Raw genomic sequence first — 17,414 nt, 5'->3', positions numbered from 1 at the left:
CAACCAAGCAGACAAGGACTTCGCCATGAACAAAGCAATCATGAAAAATGCAATCGCCACCAAAGTAGCTGCCACCCTGATTGCAGGCCTGTTCGCCGGCGCCGCGTTCGCCCAGTCGACCGCGCCTGCCACCTCTCCGGCCGCAGCCGCGCATGCAGAAACGGCACACGCGAAAGAAGCGGCGAAAGAAGCGGCGAAAGAACAGACGGAAGTCGCCAAGGCGGATGCCAAGGAAGCCAGGGAAACCGCCAAGGCCGATGCCAAGCTCGCCAAGGAAAAGGCTGAAGCGAAGAAGGACGTAGCCGAAGCCAAGGCGGACGCCAAGGAAAAAAAGGCCAAGGCAACTGAAAAGGCCGCCAAGGCGAAGGCCGAGGCCAAGGAAGATTCGCATGCGCACCTGACGCACGCACCGCAGACAAAGTAAAACCGTCGCTACTCTCAGAGCACAAAACGGCATCAACGATGTAGAGCACAGAACAACAACGGCTCCCTTGCCCGTGCCTTGCGCACGGGCTTTTTTTTGGCGCCCGCATCGGCGCACAACATCGGCGCACAAAATTGCCTGCGGGTTTCCTGCGAGATTTTTCCGATCCTTACCTCTTCCGGCCAGGCCGTTGCCCATCCCAATCGGGCGCGCGTCCCGCCGCCGGGGCCGCTATGATAAAAGCCGTTTTTTGGAACAGCCTTCATCATGAGCGACCACAAGATCCACAGCCCCATCCTCTCCATCGTCGGCGCCTCGTCCGGTAACCTGGTCGAGTGGTACGACTTTTACGCGTACTCGTTTACCTCGCTGTATTTCGCCGCGGCGTTTTTCCCGAAAGGGGATCCCACGTCGCAGCTGCTCAACACGGCCGGCATCTTTGCCGTGGGCTTCTTCATGCGGCCGCTCGGCGGCTGGCTGTTCGGGCGGATTGCCGACCGGCTGGGCCGGCGCACGTCGATGATGACGTCGGTGCTGCTGATGTGCTTTGGCTCGCTGATGGTGGGCCTGCTGCCCACCTATGCCAGCATCGGATTCTGGGCACCGTTCCTGCTGCTGCTGGCGCGGCTGATCCAGGGCCTGTCGGTGGGCGGCGAATACGGCACCAGCGCAACCTACATGAGCGAGGTGGCCGTGGCCGGCAAGCGGGGTTTCTATGCGTCGTTCCAGTACGTGACGCTGATCGGCGGCCAGTTGCTCGCCACGCTGGTGCTGGTCGGACTGCTGCAATTTCTGACGCCCGACGAGATGCGGGCCTGGGGCTGGCGCATCCCCTTCTTCATTGGCGCGGCGGCCGCGCTGGTGGCGCTGTTCCTGCGCCGCGCGCTGGTGGAAACCGCGACCGAAGCGAGCAAGAGCGAAAAGGCCGGCACGATCCGCGGCGTGCTGGAACATCCGCGCGCGCTGCTGACGGTGCTCGGCTACACGGCCGGCGGTTCGCTGGCGTTCTACACGTACACGACGTACATGCAGAAGTACCTCGTCAACACCGCGCACATGGATGCCGAGACGGCGACGCTGGTGATGACGGCCGTGCTGTTCTGCTTCATGCTGATCCAGCCGCTGTTCGGCGCGCTGTCGGACCGCATCGGACGGCGCACGATGATGATCATCTTCGGTGTGCTGACGATGGTCGGCACCGTGCCGCTGATGACGGCCATCGGCCAGGTCCAGGCGCCGACGCATGCCTTTGCCCTGGTGCTGACGGCGCTGGTGGGCGTGAGCTTCTACACGTCGATCAGCGGCATCGTCAAGGCCGAAATGTTCCCGCCGGAGATCCGCGCGCTGGCCGTCGGGCTGTCCTACGCGATCGGCAACGCGGCCTTCGGCGGCACCGCCGAATACGTCGCCCTGCTGTTCAAGTCGCAGGGCCACGAAAGCGCGTTCTTCTGGTACGTGGCCATCATCTGCGCGATCGCCCTTGCCGCCTCCTGGATCATGCCCGACTCGCGCCGGCATGGCTACCTGAAGGCATGAGCCGACCAGCGCTGCGGAATCGCTGGCGGACCCGGTAGAAAAACCGGTGACAGACACCAGTTTTCTGGAAATGTTTCCCGAAAACCGGTGTCTGTCACCGGTTTTGTTCTTCCTGCAGCTGCTTGGCCAGCCGTTTCCGGCTCCGTTCCGCATACTTGCGGCATGCCCCGGTATCGATGAACGCCGCGCTGCCGCGCTGCGCGGCCTGCTCCTTGCGCTCCCATAACCCGCCCAGGTCGGGGTGGTTGGATACCAGCACGTCGCACGGGAAGGCGGCAACCTTCGCGATCGACGCTTCCAGCTGCTGGCGCGCTTCGGGCCAGCGCGCGTCGCCGCCGTAGCGGAAGCCGTGCAGGCCGAAGGCGTTCAGGCTGTCCGCGTAGACCATGTTCGCGGCGCGGCCATTCTCGGCCGACTGCCACGTCCACGACAGGCCCCCCGGCGTGTGGCCGGGCGTGGCGTGTGCCGTGATTGACAGCGGTCCCAGTGTGACCGTTTCGCCATCGCGCACCGTGCGGGTTTTCGCCACGGGCAGCGTGTCGGACAGGCTGCCGAATTGCGGATCGGCCGGATTCGGCTTGCCGCTCGCCAGCACCGGCGTGCTTTTCGCGCTGCCGATCACCGTGGCACCCGTCATCGCCTGCAGCGCAGCCGCGCCGCCCACGTGATCGCCATGTTCGTGCGACGTCAGGATGTACTTGACGTCTTCGACCTTGAAGCCCAGCTTGCGGATGCTGGCGGCGATGGCGGCGGGCGACTTCGGCGAGCCCGCATCGATCAGGATATGGCCGGCGGGCGACGTCACCAGCACCGCGGCGACGCCTTTCGGGCCAACGTAGTACGTATTGCCGTAGAGGGCGAACGGCTCTTGCGGCTCGTCCCAGTCGGCGCCGTGCGCAAAGGCTGCGATGCCGAGGCAGGCGATGGCGATCAGTGTGTTTTTCATGTGTTCCGGTCGGGTTGAATGGAGCCGCCATTCTAGGGACCGGACAGTGCGATTGCCATGGCGGCGGCCCCGTCGAAAGGACCGTTCATCCCATCGCCGGCACATCGCTTCGGCCGTCGTGCCGCCTTCGGGCAAGCCTACCGTCGATTCAACGCGTTGCGCAATAGCGATGCAACACCGACGGCGGCGCCGAACAGCGCACCGATGCAGCCCCATTTCGCGGCCTCGCCGGACAGTGCGCCCGTGGCCGACAAGTCGAGCGCAAGGCCGGTGCAGCCGCCCATCGCTCCGGCGACGATCCACCAGACGTGCCTGCCCGGGACGGCGAATCTCATCTGCTGAATCATGTAAGCATCCTCCTATCGGTTGGTGAATCCCGCGCGCGGCAGGAGTCTCGCCGCCGGCGCAAGTCGACCAGGCCACCACGGACCGGCTGCCTGTGCAGGAATGGTCGCACGAGCACATCGGCTTTTTCAAGTACCAGCCAGGTTGGCGAATCATTCATGCAACGCGGCGTCTGGAGAAGGCGCCGCAGCAGGCACGCGATCGACATGCCAAGGCAATGGCCGTGCCGGCACCGCTGTCATCGCTCGCGTTGTCACTCTTTGATAAACAGGCCCGCATGCTGCTGGGAGTTGCGGTCACCCCGGCGATAGCTGCGGAACAGCAGCGTGCCTGCCCCGTCGCGCGCGCAGCAGGTGCAGCCACCCACGTGCTCGATCTCCGTCACGCCAGCCTGCCGCAACTGGCTGTCTGCGATGACCCGCAGGTTCAGATGGCGGTGGCGCGGCAGCAGCTCCGCTGCGGGAATGCCGTGGAACTGCCGGGCGAAGCGCTGCGCCAGCTCTTCGCTGACTTCATAGCAGCTGGCGCAGATCGTCGGTCCGACCGCCGCCACCCAGTCATCCCCTGCCCCAATCTCCGCCAGCACATGCGGGATGATGCCGTCGGACAGCCCGCGCCAGCCCGCGTGCACGGCCGCCACATGGCCGCCGTCCCGCCGCGCCAGCAGCAGCGGCACGCAATCGGCCGTGATGACCGAGACAGGGATGCCCGGCCGCTGCGTGTGGAACGCGTCAGCCTCCCCCGCGCGATGGCGCTGGCTGTCGATCCGCACCGCACGCGTACCGTGCACCTGCTTCTTGTCCGGCCGCCGCTCCCAGACCGGCTGCAGCACGTGCGGCACGAGTTGGGCGTCGGTAGCGAAACCATGGACAATGCCTGGAATACTGCTGAGTAATGTGCTGGTGATCACGAGCTTCCCCCGGGTTTCGACCGCCGCATGATAGCGAAGAAATATTTCCGGAATTCGGGCGCAGTCCGGGATTTTGCGAAATTGTTGTAAAAAACCTGGGGACTGTCCCTCCCGTGGGGACTGTCCCTCCTGTGGGGACTGTCCCTCCTGTGGGGACTGTCCCTCCTGTGGGGACTGTCCCTCCTGTGGGGACTGTCCCCGGTGTTGTTTTGAGACCAGCTGGGCTATGACGCCAAAAAAAACGGCGGCTCCGGGGGGAGCCGCCGCAAGGGACTACGTGGGGTTACTCAGTTGCGCGCCTGGGCGGTGTTGACGGGGGCGTCCCAGCCGCCGCCGAGGGCGCGGATCAGCGCGACGGTGGTGATGGCCCGGTCGCCGCGCAGCTGCACGGCGGTGCGTTCGACGATTGCCAGGTTGCGCTGGGCGTCCAGCAGCTCGAGGTAGCTGGAGCGGCCGGCGTCGTACAGCTTTTGCGCCAGGTCGGCGGAGCGCCGGGCGGAGACCACGGCGTCGTCGATCTGCGCCGTCTGGCCGGACAGGATGCGCAAGCCGGCCAGGTTGTCCTCGACCTCGGCGAACGCGCTCAGGACGGTTTGCCGGTACGTGCCCACCGATTCTTCCAGTACCGCTTCGCTGCGCGTGATGTTGGCGCGGTTGCGGCCGCCGTCGATGACGGGCATCGACAGCAGTGCGCCCAGCAGCCAGGAGCGGCTGCTCCAGCGGAATACGTCGGAGAACGCCGGGCCCACGCCGCCGCCGTCGGCGCTGATCGTCAGCGCCGGGAACATCGCCGAACGGGCCACGCCGATGCGGGCGTTCGACGCCTCCATCGCGCGCTGGGCGGCGGCGATGTCGGGCCGGCGCTCCAGCAGCGACGATGGCAGGCCGCCCGGAATTGCCGGCAGCATGCCGCCTTCGGTCAGCGGATTCTCGGTGGCGCTGAAGGATGCCGCCGGTTTCCCCAGCAGCACCGCCAGCGAGTGCTCGGCATTCGTGCGCTGCCGTTGCAGCCCGATCGCCTCGGCGCGCGACGTCGCCAGTTCCGTTTTTGCGCGCGACAGGTCGAATTCGCCGATGTCGCCCAGGTCGAAGCGCCGCTGGTTGACCTTGACGTTTTCCTCGCGCAGGCGGACCGTCTGCGCCACGGTCGCCAGTTCGGCGTCCGTGGCCCGCAGGCGGAACCAGGTCTGGGCCACGTCGGCCTGCAGCGACAGCAGCACGGAGCGGTAATTCGCTTCCACCGTCGCCGCGTCGTTGCGTGCCGCCGCCACGTTCGACGACACGCGGCCGAACAGGTCCACTTCATAACTGGCCGTCAGCCGGGCGTTGTAGCTGGTGCCCGGCGCCATCCGCGCGCCTTGCGGCAGGCCCGCTTCCTGCGGGGACTGCTGCGAGCGGCTGGCACCGACGCCGACGCCGACCTGCGGAATGCGGTCCGCTTCGGCGATGCCGGCGATGGCGCGTGCCTGCTTCACCCGCGCTGCGGCGACGGTCAGGTTGGCGTTATTGCGAATCGCCTCTGCCATCAGCTCGTTCAGGGCCGGGTCGTTGAACGCCAGCCACCATTCGCCGCGCGGCTGCTGTTCGGCCGGCTGCGCCTCTTTCCAGCGCGTGCCGTCGGCAGCCACTTTTACAGGATCGGCAGACTGCGCGGCCGACTGGGTTTCCTTGAAGGCCGCCGGCACCTCGACGGCGGGTTGCTTGAATTCAGGCGCGGCGCAGGCGGTCAACACCAGCGCGGCAACCAGGGGTGCGACACCCCGCGCAGTGAGCGTGTTCATGAGCTTGTTCATCCGTGGGTCCCTTCCATTTTCACCAGCGCCACTTCGTCGTGCGCCGGCACGTTTTTCTTTTCCATGCGCTTGGCCAGCGTGCGCAGCAGCACGTAGAACACCGGCGTCAGGAACAGGCCGAAGAACGTCACGCCCAGCATGCCGGCAAACACGGCGACGCCCATCGCATGGCGCATCTCGGCACCCGCGCCACTGGAGAACACCAGCGGCAGCACGCCCATGATGAATGCGATCGACGTCATCAGGATGGGGCGCAGACGCAGGCGGCAAGCCTCCAGTGCGGCGTCGACGACGCTGCGCCCGTGATCTTCCAGCTCGCGTGCAAATTCAACGATCAGGATCGCGTTCTTCGACGCGAGACCGACCAGCACAAAGAGCGCGATCTGGGTAAAGATGTTGTTGTCGCCACCGGTCAGCTTCACGCCGATCAGCGCGCACAGGATCGACATCGGCACGATCAGGATCACGGCCAGCGGCAGCGTCCAGCTTTCGTACTGCGCGGCCAGCACCAGGAACACCAGCAGCACGCACAGCGGGAACACGTAGATCATCGTATTGCCGGCCAGGATGTCCTGGTACGTCAGGTCGGTCCATTCATACGTGATCCCCTTCGGCAGCGTGTCGCGCAGGATCTGGTCCATGATCGCCTGCGCCTGGCCGGACGAGATACCGGGTGCCGGGCCGCCGTTCAGGTCCGCCGCCACGTAGTTGTTGTAGCGCTGCACGCGGTCGGGGCCATACGTGTCCTTCACGCGCATCAGCGACGACAGCGGAATCATCTCGCCCTTGTCGTTCTTCACCTTCAGCTGCGCGATCTGCTCGGGCTGCGAACGGAACTGGGCATCGGCCTGCACACGCACCTGGTAGGTACGGCCGAACTGGTTGAAGTCGTTCACGTACAGCGAGCCCAGGTTGATCTGCAGGGTCTGGTAGATGGTCTGCAGCGGCACGCCCAGCTGTTTCGCCTTCACGCGGTCCACGTCGGCGAACAGCTGCGGCACGTTGATCTGGTAGCCCGAGAACACGCCCTGCAGCCGCGGTTCCTGTCCGGCCTTGGCCTGCACCGCCTGCACCGCCTTGTACAGTTCGTCGTACCCCAGGTTGCCGCGGTCTTCGATCATCAGCTTGAAGCCGCCCGTCGTGCCCAGGCCGTTGACCGGCGGCGGTGGCAGCACCATCACGAAGGCATCCTGCACCGCGCCCATGCGCTTGTTCATCTCGGCGGCAATCGCTTCGGCCGACTTGCTCTTGTCCTTGCGCTGGTCGAACGGCGCCAGGCCCAGGAACACGATGCCGGCGTTCGGCGCATTGGTGAACCCGTTGATCGACAGCCCCGGGAACGAGATCGAGTTTTCCACGCCGGGAATGCTTTCGGCGATGGTCGACATTTTGCGGATCACTTCATCGGTGCGGTCCAGCGAAGCGGCATCGGGCAGTTGCGCAAAGCCGATCAGGTACTGCTTGTCCTGCGCCGGCACGAAGCCCGGCGGCACGGCCTTGAACATGAACAGGCCGGCGGCACCCAGCAGTGCGTACATGACCAGCGAGGCACCCTTGTGACGCAGCACGCCCTTGACGCCGTTCTCGTACTTGTGGGCCGAGCGGTTGAAGAACTTGTTGAACACGCGGAAGAAGCCGCCGAACACCTTGTCCATGCCGCGCGTCAGCGCATCCTTCGGCTCGTGGTGGCCCTTCAGCAGCGCGGCGGACAATGCCGGCGCCAGGGTCAGCGACGAGAAGGCCGAGATCACAGTCGAGATGGCGATGGTCAGCGCGAACTGGCGGTAGAACTGGCCCGTCAGGCCGGACACGAAGGCGATCGGCACGAACACGGCGCACAGCACCAGCGCAATGGCGATGATCGGGCCGGACACTTCCTTCATGGCCTGGATCGTCGCGTCGCGCGGGCTCAAGCCGTTCTCGATGTTGCGCTCGACGTTTTCCACCACCACGATCGCATCGTCGACGACGATACCGATCGCCAGCACGAGGCCGAACAGCGACAGCGTGTTGATCGAGAAGCCGAACATCATCATCACGGCAAAGGTACCCACCACCGACACCGGCACGGCCAGCAGCGGGATGATCGAAGCGCGCCAGGTCTGCAGGAAGATGATCACCACCAGGGCAACCAGCACCACCGCTTCGATCAGCGTGTGGATCACGGAATCGATCGATTCACGCACGAATTGGGTCGGGTCGTACACGATGCTGTATTCGACGCCTTCCGGGAAATCCTTCGACAGCCGTTCCATCGTCGCCCGCACGTCGGTCGACAGCTGCAGCGCGTTGGCATTGGGCGCCTCGAAGATGGGAATCGCCACCGCCGACTTGTTGTTCAGCAGCGAGCGCAGCGCATACGAGTTCGAGCCCATTTCCAGGCGCGCCAGGTCTTTCAGGCGCGTGACCGCGCCATCGGCGCCGGCCTTGACGACGATGTCGCCGAATTCCTCGATCGTCGACAGGCGGCCCTGCGTCTTGACGGTGAGCTGGAAGTCGGCATCCTTGGACGGACCCTGGCCGATCACACCGGCCGCGACCTGCACGTTCTGCTCGCGGATCGCATCGACCACTTCGCCGGACGTGAGTCCGCGCGCCGCCACCTTTTGCGGATCGAGCCACACGCGCATCGCGTAGTCGCCGGAACCGAACAGCTGGACTTCGCCCATGCCATGGATGCGGGCCAGCTGGTCCTTGATGTTGAGGACCGCGTAATTGCGCAGGTACAGGTCGTCGTAGCGGCCGTCCGGCGAATTCAGGTGGACCACCATCGTCAGGTTCGGCGACGATTTCACGGTGGTGACGCCGATCTGGCGCACCTCTTCCGGCAGGCGCGGCAGCGCACGCTGCACGCGGTTCTGCACGGCCGTCTCGGCCTGCTCGACGTTGGTGCCGATCGCGAACGTCACCGTCAGCTGCAGCGCGCCGTCGGAGGTATTCTGCGACGACATGTACAGCATGTTTTCGACGCCGTTGATCTGTTCCTCGAGCGGCGCGGCGACCGTTTCGGCGATGATCTTCGGATCCGCGCCCGGATACTGGGCGCGCACGACGACCGATGGCGGCACCACGTCCGGATATTCGGAAATGGGCAGCTTGAAGATGGAGATCAGGCCCGCGACGAACACGAGGATCGACAGCACGGCCGCGAAGATCGGTTTATCGACAAAAAAGCGTGAGAAGTTCATGGTTGTTCCTTGGTTTTAGCCAGGCGGCGCCTTACAGCGCGGCCACCTTGGCATCCTTCTTGTTGTCCTGCGCCTTGGCCACTTCGGCATCCATCGGCACCATCTGCGGCGTGACGGGTGCCCCGGGGCGAACGCGCTGCAGGCCGTTGACGACGATCTTCTCGTTCACCTTCAGGCCCTCTTTCACGACGCGCAGGCCATCGACGGTCGGACCCAGCTTGACGGCGCGGTACTCGGCCTTGTTGTCGGGGCCCACCACGAAGACGAACTTGCGGTTCTGGTCCGTGCCCACGGCGCGGTCGTTGATCAGCACCGCATTGCGGATGGCGCTGCCGCCGCCCAGCTGCACGCGGGCGAACAGGCCAGGCACCAGCGCGCGGTCCTTGTTGTCGAACGTGGCGCGCATGCGTACGGAACCGGTCTGCGTGTCGAGCTGGTTGTCGACGAATTCGAGCTTGCCTTCATGCGGAAAGCCTTCCTCGTTGGCCAGGCCCACTTTTACCAGCACCGGTTCGCCCTTGTGGTTCTGGGCGCCCACGCGCAGGTAGGTATCCTCGTCGCCATCGAAGCTGGCGTAGATCTTGTCCAGCGAAACGACGGAGGTCAGCACGGCAGAAGCGTCGACCAGGTTGCCCAGCGTGATCTCGGCCTTCGACACGCGGCCGTCGATCGGCGACGTGACGCGGGTGTACGACAGGTTCAGCTTCGCCGCCGCGGACTGGGCCTGCGCGGCGCGGGCACTGGCTTCCAGTTCCTTCTGGCTTGCCGCGCGCTCGTCGAATTCACGCTGCGCGATAGCCTTGTCGGCCAGCAGGCGTTCGGCGCGGGTCAGTTCCACCCGGGCCAGTTCGGCGCGGGCACGCGCCGATGCGGCGGCGGCTTCGGCACGGTCCGCTTCGGCCTGGTATGGCCGGGGATCGATCACGAACAGCACGTCGCCCTTCTTGACTTCGCCGCCCGGCTTGAAGTTCACCGCGGTGATGAAGCCGGAGACGCGCGAGCGGATCTCGACCCGGTCGATGGCTTCCAGGCGCCCGGAGAATTCCTGGGTTTCCGCGACCGGCTTTTCAATCACCAGTGCTGCGGAAATGGGCGGGCCGCCGGCAGCGCTGGCAGCAGGAGCGTCCGCCGTCTTGCCGGTGGCGTCTTCACAGCCGGCCAGCGTGATCGCGATGCCGGCAGCAGCCAATACCCCGACGATCGGTCGCACGAGTGCTGTCAATTTATTCGTGTTTTTCATTTTTAACCCCTTTTTGTATGAAAAATATTAATAACTTTGCGTTGCCATTCTCCACTCCCGAAATCGGGAGCAAAAGCGGGCCCACCACGGCTGGAAGGGTTTCTTCGCAGCGCGTTGTTACTATTGGTTACTGGAATTGGATCGTTTCACTATATCGCCAGCCCGACGATAAGTAAACGTTTTTATTTATATATCCTTCAGGCTGGTGGGGTCTCCGTCCCATCGGCGCCGCGGATGAACGCGGTAATCTCGGTCAGTGCAAAGACACAGGCACAGTCGTTGCGCCCGCCCGGCTGTTCGAGCGGTGGCGGCGGCAGCCGTTTCACCGTGGTGGTGATGCCGCATTGGATGAGTTTTGCGCCGTATTGTTCAGCCTCGTCGCGCAATGGATCGTCCTCGGCGGACAGGATCAGGGCCGGCGGCAGGTTCTTCAGCCGCGACGATTGCAAAGGCGACGCATAGGGGTGGCTGCGGTCGGCGGCATTCGGCAGGTAGCCGCGATAGCCGGCGGCGCAGGTATCGGCCACCCGGTCGACGATGGCCGCCTTGTCGCGGCACACCGGCATTTCGCGCATCGAGCAGGTGGACAGCGCCGGATCGAGCATCGGCATGATCAGCACCTGGCCGGCCAGCGGCGGCCCGCCACGGTCGCGCGACATCAGCGCCACCACGGCAGCCAGGTTGGCGCCGGCCTCGATGCCGGCCACCACCAGGCGCCGGCCGTTCCAGGACAGCTTCGATTTGTTCTTCTTCGCCCACAGCAGCAGCGCATGGGCATCCTCCACCGCGGCCGGAAACGGTTTTACGGAGGCCAGCGTGTAGCCGGCGGACAGCGCAACCTGGGCGCGGTCGCCGCTGACCATGCGGGACAGGAAATCGTCCGCCTCGTCGATGGAACCGCCAACGAAGCCGCCGCCGTGGAAGAACACGACCAGCGTATCGCGCTTCGTGGCGGGCGCGCCGGCCAGGTACAGGCGCGCCGGCAACGGCCCTTCCGCGCCGCCCACTTCCAGGTCGCGCAGCACCAGGTCGCCGGCCAGCGGCACCAGGCCCTCGACACCGTTCACCGGGCCACCCCGCGGGAAACTTCAGGCGGCGCATCGGCCAGCATCGCCGTGCCGGAGCCGCCGGAACGCATCTCGGCCATCAGCGCGTGCACGCCGCGCGCTTCGGCGCCTGCCGCCTGCGAGTAGGCGTCCGTGCTGACGATGCCGGCCATGGCCAGCGCATACAGCGCCAGTGCCACGATGATGAGAATGTTCCGCAGTTCCATGATGAGCCTTTCGTTGACCTTTCCAGTGCGCTGTCCAAGCAAGTGTTTCTTTGATGCAGTGCAGTAATCATAGGCTTGATCTACAATCTGATAAATACGGCATTGACGAATTGATTGTTCATGAATCCGAACAATGACAGCTTCGTGACGGGGCGGCACTCCGATAATTGCCTTGGAATAAAGTAACAAGCCGGGAGGGGCAGTGAACAAACTACAGGCCATGGAAGTCTTCGTGCAGGTTGTCGATGCGGGCGGCTTTTCGCGCGCGGCCGACCTGATGCAGCTGCCGAAGGCCACCGTGTCGACATTGATCCAGCAGCTGGAAACGTCACTATCGGTCAAACTGCTGCACCGGACGACGCGCCAGGTCAGCGTGACGGCCGATGGCGCCGCCTATTACGAGCGCTGCCTGCGCATCCTGTCCGACGTGAAGGATGCCGAGGAGTCGCTGTCGCGCACCCGCCTGTCGCCCAGCGGCCGGTTGCGGGTGGAATCGCCGACCGGCCTGGCCAGCGAAATCCTGGTGCCCGCCCTGCCCGGCTTTTTCGAACGCTATCCGGACATCCAATTGGAACTGGGCAGCTCCGACCGGCCGGTGGACCTGATCGAGGAAGGCGTCGACTGCGCGGTGCGCGGCGGCGCACTGGGCGACTCCACGCTGATCGCGCGGCGCATCGGCGTGATCCACTTCGTCACCTGCGCCGCGCCGGCGTACCTGGCCAAGTACGGCGCGCCGCAGCATCCGCGCGATCTCGAGCGGCACCGCTGCGTGAACTATTTCTCGGCCAAGACCGGCAAGATCTACGACTGGGATTTCACCAGGGATGGCGAGCGTATCCAGGTGCCGATGCCCGGCGTGATCGCGCTGAACGACTCGAACGCCTATGTGCAGGCGGGTCTGGCCGGACTGGGCGTGATCCAGATGACCGATTACCTGCTGCTGGAGCATGTGCGTGCCGGCCGCATGGTGCAGCTGCTGCCCGACTGGATTACCGATCCGCTGCCGGTCCACATCGTCTACCCGCAGAACCGCCACTTGTCCGCCAAGGTGCGCGTGTTCGTCGAATGGGTCGCCGAACTGTTTGCCAATCACCCGGGCATGCGCCTGCGCAGCCCGGCCCACCCTTTACCGGAGGCCGCTTGAGTTCCACCGCACCCCATACCATCGTTTTCCTCGACCGCGACAGCGTGATCGCCAATGTGCGCCGCCCCGCGTTCGATCACGCATGGACCGAGTACCCCGCCAGTAGTGCCGCCGAAGCCGCCGGGCGGCTGGCCGATGCGACGATCGCCATCACCAACAAGGTGCCGCTGCGCGCGGACACGCTGGCGCAGTTGCCGAACCTGAAGATGATCGCGGTGGCGGCCACCGGTACCGACATCGTCGACCTGGCCGCCGCGCGCGAACGGGGCATCGTGGTGTCGAACATCCGCGACTACGCCTATGCGGCGGTACCCGAACACACGTTCGCGCTGATCCTGGCGCTGCGCCGCAACCTGCTGGCGTACCGGGCCGACGTGGAAGCGGGCAAATGGGAAGCGGCGCCCCGCTTCTGCCTGTTCGATCACCCAATCCGCGACCTGCACGGCAGCCGCCTCGGCCTGTTCGGCTACGGCGCGCTGGGAAGAAAAGTGGCGCAGATCGGCCGCGCGTTCGGCATGGAGATCGCCGTGCACACGCGCACCCCGGTGCCGGATGCGGACGTGGTCAACGTGGGCTTCGAGGAATTGCTCGCTACATCCGACGTGCTGTCGCTGCACGCGCCGCTGACCGATGCCACGCGCAACCTGATCGGCGCCGCCGAACTGGCGCGCATGAAGCCTTCGTCGCTGTTGATCAATACCGCGCGCGGCGGCCTGGTCGACGAAGCGGCGCTGGCCGATGCGCTGGCGCGCGGCGTGATCGGCGGGGCCGGCTTCGACGTGCTGACGCAAGAGCCGCCAGCGGCCGGCAATCCGCTGCTGCAATTGCGGCTGCCGAACTTCATCCTCACGCCGCACAATGCGTGGGCCAGCCACGAGGCGATGCAGGGGCTGGCCGATCAGCTGACCGGCAATATCGAGGCGTTCGTGCGGGGCGAGCCGGTTAACCGGGTGGCGTAAGCGGCATCGGGTGCGATGCGCCGGCAATCGGGAATGACACCACTCAGCTGACATCCTTGCGTTTCTGTATCGCTCGCGCCAGGAATCCTGCGGCCAAGCATCAGGTCCCATCGCGGCTCGCAGCTCGGCATGGTGCAGCATCGCACCGATCCCGCCCGGCACCCCGCGTATCGTGAAGATGCAACCGGACGACGCCCGGACGGGCGTTCCGTTACTCACTTTTCGATAGGAATCCTCATGCAAAAGCACCAAGCCGCCATAGTGGGAGGCCTCGTCGCCGGCGTCGTCACGACCGCTTTCATGGTCGCGGGCCGCAAGACCGGACTACTGACCAAGACGCTGGACCGCGACGCTGTCGACTGGATCGACCGCACGACCGGCTCACGCGACGTCATTGGCGACGCCGGAACCAGCGTCGTTGAATTCGCCAACCACCTGGGCGCATCGGCGGCCTTCGGGGCGGCCCTGCCAACGCTGCGCGACTGGGCGCCAAACCTGTCGCCCGTGGCGCTGGGCACGCTGTATGGAACCGCGCTGTACGCCGTCAATATTGCCGGGATCGCGCCTGTGCTCGGCATAACGGAGGGCGAAGTGCAGGCCGGTCCGCGCAAGGCAGGCGAACGCTGGGCGGTACACGTGCTGCAGGCCGTCGTCACGGCGCTGGTCGCCGATTGGCTGGAACGAGAGGCCGACTGATCCTCCGCATCAGCCGGGCGTTCGGAGCGGGTCTGCAGTATTTCGTGGTCCGCGCAGCCGAAAGCAGCGAAGGACTTCGACAGCGGTCCTTCGGAAATCAGTCCTTGCTCCGTACTTTGCTGCTTGCATACACCCACGTGTATTCAGCACCAAACAGGAAAATCTGGGCCGAATAGTAGAACCACGCGACGAGAATCACAATGGAGCCGGCTGCACCAAAACCGGAGGCCACGTCGGATTTTGCCAGATACAATGCAATCAGCGATTTGCCTACGTTGAAGAGCAAGGCAGTTACTGCGGCTCCCGTCCACACGTCGTGCCAGGATATCTTCGCGCTTGGCATGATCTTGTAAATCATCGCAAACAGCACGGTGAAGATGCCTAGCGAGGCAGCGAAATTCAATATATTGGCGATAACGCTTCCCGCTTCCGAACCACCGCTCAACCATTCGCCGGACGCTGCAAGCGCAGCGCTGACGACGAGCGACATCATCAGCATGAAAGCAAGCCCCAGCACCAGGCCAAAGGATAGAACGCGGCTGCGTAACCACCCCCAGATACCCGACGGTTTATCTTTTTCCGGCACCTGCCAGATGCGGTCCAGATCAGTTTGCAGTTCGCTGAAAATCGCAGTCGCACCCAACAGGAGCAGAAAACCGCTAGTAATGCTGGCAATGATCCCCGTCGACGATTCATGTGCGGCATTCAGCAAGCCCTGCACGGCAGTCGCCCCTTCCTCCCCCATGATACTTCCAAGCTGCGCGATAATTGCGCCTTGGGCCGCATCGTGCCCAAATACAATGCCGGCAATAGCGATGACGATGACCAGCAAGGGTGCCAGGGAAAACAGCATGTAATACGAAAGCGCCGCGCCCATGCTCGGTGCATAATCATCGATCCATGCATTGCCCGCCGCCAGGCATATTTGCCACTGCCGGCCAATCCAGCTTGCCGAGGTTTGTTCGAACGTCGGGCGCGGGGTCGTGGTTTTGGCTGGCTCGGCATCCTTCACATCAGGCAGGTGGTCCTCTGAACGCACCGGAACAACCTGTGTGTCGTTTTTGATGGCGGGCGCGTTGACCTTGGTATTGCTGGTAGCCGACGCAAAAGAGGCCGCCAGTGAAACAAGTGAACCAAGCACTGCCAGAATATCGCCATGGTCCCCACTGCGCTCCAGCGCCGTATCACGTGGTGCGGCTTTCTTGATTGGTGGGGCCTTCTTGATTGGTGCGGCTTTCTTGATTGGTACGGCTTTCTTGGCTGGTGCGGCTTTCTTGCGCCTGACGAGCGCATAGCCCGCCGCCGCGAGCCCCAGCGCTGCCCCGCCAAGCACATACCGGGAAGAGAGCAGGTCCGAAGATCTGGATTTCAATGTGCCGGATTCCTCATTCGTCCGGCGCCCGGTGGTCGCGATGCCGGTTTGGGCGTCGTGCATTCCTGCAGCGGTATGGGTCATCTTTTCCTCATCTGATAGGTATCCATGCCGGAGAGCCTGGTGGGCGGCAAAAAATGACTTGACGCCCTACAATTACGGCAATTGATTATAGAGAGAAAGGCAGTGGGCTCTGTGCGGTACTAAACGTAGTTGCCCCGGACGCGCGAATCATTGCGATACCGTCGTCGACTCGAGTTCGGATTCACCTTCAAACTGTTTAGCGAGCGGCCATTCACGTGCGCCCGGCAGCCGTCAGCCTGGATCCGGGCATCGTCATCGCCCCGTGACGAAGCTGCAGTAACGCCGGGCGAAGCAGCAGCAAGAAAAATTGGGATGAAATGCGGCCCCCGCGGGATCGCCGGCCATGGTGCGGTTCCGGTACGACACCTACAATCGTCCCCGAACCATCCACTACGGGAACACCATGACGATCACCCGCCGTACCCTGCTGCTCGCGGCCGCCGCCGCGCCCTTCACCCCCGCCTTTGCCAAGAACGCCACGGGCAGCTTCGCCGCCATCGAGCGCGACCTGAAAGGCCGCCTCGGCGTGGCGGTCATCGATACGGCCACCGGCACGGCCAGCGGGCACCGCCTCGATGAACGCTTCCCCATGTGCAGCACGTTCAAGGCGCTCCTTGCGGCCCAGGCGCTGGCCCGCGATGCGCGCGAGCCCGGCTTTGCCGAACGCCGGCTGCGCTATGCGAAAGCCGACCTGGTCGGCCACTCTCCCGTCACCGGCAAGCATGTGGATACAGGCATGACGGTGGCGGAGCTGTGCGCGGCCACCGTGCAGTACAGCGACAACGCCGCGGCGAACACGCTGATGAAGGAACTGGGCGGACCGGCCGGCCTGACGGCCTTCATGCGCGGCATCGGCGACACGACGTTCCGGCTGGACCGCTGGGAACTCGAACTCAATACCGCGATCCCCGGCGACGAGCGCGATACGACGACGCCGCTGGCGATGGCGCGCACGCTGCAGAAACTGGTGTTGGGCGATGCGCTGCCGGCGCCGCAGCGCCAGCGCCTGAAGCAGTGGCTGGTGGGCAATACCACGGGCGACCGGCGCATCCGCGCAGCCGTGCCGGCAAACTGGCAGGTTGGCGACAAGACCGGTACCGGCGCCTACGGCGTCACGAACGATATCGGCATCGTGTTCCCGCCCGGCCGCGCACCGCTGGTCGTCGTGGTGTTCACGCACCAGCCGGACAAGGATGCCGATTCGCGCGAAGACGTGGTGGTTGCCGGTGCGCGCCTCGGATTGGGTACGGGCGCCTGACGCGCTGATTCATACCGCCCTGCCGGGACCATCCCGGCAGTGGTGAACAGACTCTTCCGATGCAGCAAACGCTGATTTGATGGGAAGCGGACGCAAATCGACGAAAAAAAGGGACCGGATTGCTCCGGTCCCTTTTTCTTTACGACACATTCTGGTGCGGCTGGCAGGAATCGAACCCACGACCCCTTGGTTCGTAGCCAAGTACTCTATCCAGCTGAGCTACAGCCGCAAAACTTCTCGGTAAAA

General features: G+C 64.6%; 15 protein-coding genes and 1 tRNA gene. 6 read left to right on the top strand and 10 right to left on the bottom strand.

Annotation, left to right across the window (positions count from 1 at the left end):
• The first annotated feature begins 25 nt into the window (after positions 1–25).
• Positions 26–424, top strand: coding sequence for a hypothetical protein (locus FHS02_RS00700; RefSeq protein ID WP_229422491.1), 399 nt, complete (start codon positions 26–28; stop codon positions 422–424).
• 267 nt (positions 425–691) lie between these two features.
• The gene (locus FHS02_RS00695) at positions 692–1,960 is read left to right on the top strand and encodes an MFS family transporter (protein ID WP_137312335.1); all 1,269 of its coding nucleotides are present in this window, start codon (positions 692–694) and stop codon (positions 1,958–1,960) included.
• Between the two features lie 94 nt (positions 1,961–2,054).
• On the opposite strand, the gene bla (FHS02_RS00690) is transcribed toward FHS02_RS00695, so the two are convergent.
• From bla (FHS02_RS00690) to FHS02_RS00655, 8 genes are all read right to left on the bottom strand, one after another.
• Positions 2,055–2,906, bottom strand: coding sequence for a subclass B3 metallo-beta-lactamase (bla, locus tag FHS02_RS00690; protein WP_175424687.1), 852 nt, complete (start codon positions 2,904–2,906; stop codon positions 2,055–2,057).
• A 137-nt stretch (positions 2,907–3,043) separates the two neighbouring features.
• Positions 3,044–3,241 carry a hypothetical protein gene (locus FHS02_RS00685; RefSeq protein ID WP_175424686.1) on the bottom strand — a complete coding sequence of 66 codons (198 nt, stop codon included), beginning with the start codon at positions 3,239–3,241 and terminating at the stop codon, positions 3,044–3,046.
• A 263-nt stretch (positions 3,242–3,504) separates the two neighbouring features.
• Positions 3,505–4,161, bottom strand: coding sequence for a purine nucleoside phosphorylase YfiH/LACC1 family protein (locus tag FHS02_RS00680; RefSeq protein ID WP_175424685.1), 657 nt, complete (start codon positions 4,159–4,161; stop codon positions 3,505–3,507).
• 287 nt (positions 4,162–4,448) lie between these two features.
• Entirely contained in the window at positions 4,449–5,942 is a 1,494-nt protein-coding gene (locus FHS02_RS00675; RefSeq protein ID WP_229422490.1) for an efflux transporter outer membrane subunit, read from the bottom strand.
• Positions 5,943–5,950: 8 nt separating this feature from the next.
• Positions 5,951–9,142 carry an efflux RND transporter permease subunit gene (locus FHS02_RS00670; protein WP_137312331.1) on the bottom strand — a complete coding sequence of 1,064 codons (3,192 nt, stop codon included), beginning with the start codon at positions 9,140–9,142 and terminating at the stop codon, positions 5,951–5,953.
• A 31-nt stretch (positions 9,143–9,173) separates the two neighbouring features.
• Entirely contained in the window at positions 9,174–10,382 is a 1,209-nt protein-coding gene (locus tag FHS02_RS00665; protein WP_137312330.1) for an efflux RND transporter periplasmic adaptor subunit, read from the bottom strand.
• 197 nt (positions 10,383–10,579) lie between these two features.
• Positions 10,580–11,449, bottom strand: coding sequence for an alpha/beta hydrolase (locus tag FHS02_RS00660; RefSeq protein WP_137312329.1), 870 nt, complete (start codon positions 11,447–11,449; stop codon positions 10,580–10,582).
• Positions 11,446–11,655, bottom strand: a complete 210-nt coding sequence (locus FHS02_RS00655; protein WP_137312328.1) for a hypothetical protein — start codon at positions 11,653–11,655, stop codon at positions 11,446–11,448. Before FHS02_RS00655 ends, FHS02_RS00660 begins: the two co-directional genes overlap by 4 nt.
• 202 nt (positions 11,656–11,857) lie before the next feature.
• Here FHS02_RS00655 and FHS02_RS00650 point away from each other — a divergent pair, with 202 nt between their 5' ends.
• The 3 genes from FHS02_RS00650 to FHS02_RS00640 all read left to right on the top strand — a co-directional run bounded on the left by FHS02_RS00650 (position 11,858) and on the right by FHS02_RS00640 (position 14,454).
• Positions 11,858–12,799: a LysR family transcriptional regulator gene (locus tag FHS02_RS00650; RefSeq protein WP_217496887.1), complete on the top strand. Its 942-nt coding sequence runs from the start codon at positions 11,858–11,860 to the stop codon at positions 12,797–12,799.
• On the top strand, positions 12,796–13,758 hold the full coding sequence (locus FHS02_RS00645; RefSeq protein ID WP_229422489.1) for a D-2-hydroxyacid dehydrogenase: 963 nt from the start codon (positions 12,796–12,798) through the stop codon (positions 13,756–13,758). Before FHS02_RS00650 ends, FHS02_RS00645 begins: the two co-directional genes overlap by 4 nt.
• A gap of 237 nt (positions 13,759–13,995) precedes the next feature.
• The gene (locus FHS02_RS00640) at positions 13,996–14,454 is read left to right on the top strand and encodes a hypothetical protein (protein ID WP_137312326.1); all 459 of its coding nucleotides are present in this window, start codon (positions 13,996–13,998) and stop codon (positions 14,452–14,454) included.
• A gap of 97 nt (positions 14,455–14,551) precedes the next feature.
• Here the strand turns inward: FHS02_RS00640 and FHS02_RS31290 are convergent, their stop codons facing one another.
• Entirely contained in the window at positions 14,552–15,910 is a 1,359-nt protein-coding gene (locus tag FHS02_RS31290) for a YihY/virulence factor BrkB family protein (RefSeq protein WP_229422488.1), read from the bottom strand.
• Positions 15,911–16,313: 403 nt separating this feature from the next.
• On the opposite strand from FHS02_RS31290, the gene bla (FHS02_RS00630) reads away from it, so the two are divergent.
• Positions 16,314–17,168, top strand: a complete 855-nt coding sequence (bla, locus tag FHS02_RS00630) for a class A beta-lactamase (RefSeq protein WP_137312325.1) — start codon at positions 16,314–16,316, stop codon at positions 17,166–17,168.
• Positions 17,169–17,320: 152 nt separating this feature from the next.
• On the opposite strand, the gene FHS02_RS00625 is transcribed toward bla (FHS02_RS00630), so the two are convergent.
• Positions 17,321–17,397, bottom strand: a tRNA-Arg gene (locus FHS02_RS00625).
• Between the last annotated feature and the right edge of the window lie 17 nt (positions 17,398–17,414).

This window comes from Pseudoduganella umbonata (assembly GCF_014192225.1).
GTDB lineage: Bacteria > Pseudomonadota > Gammaproteobacteria > Burkholderiales > Burkholderiaceae_D > Rugamonas > Rugamonas umbonata.
The sequence above is the reverse complement of the archived record's forward strand: the minus strand, read 5'-3'. Positions and strand labels throughout refer to the sequence as shown.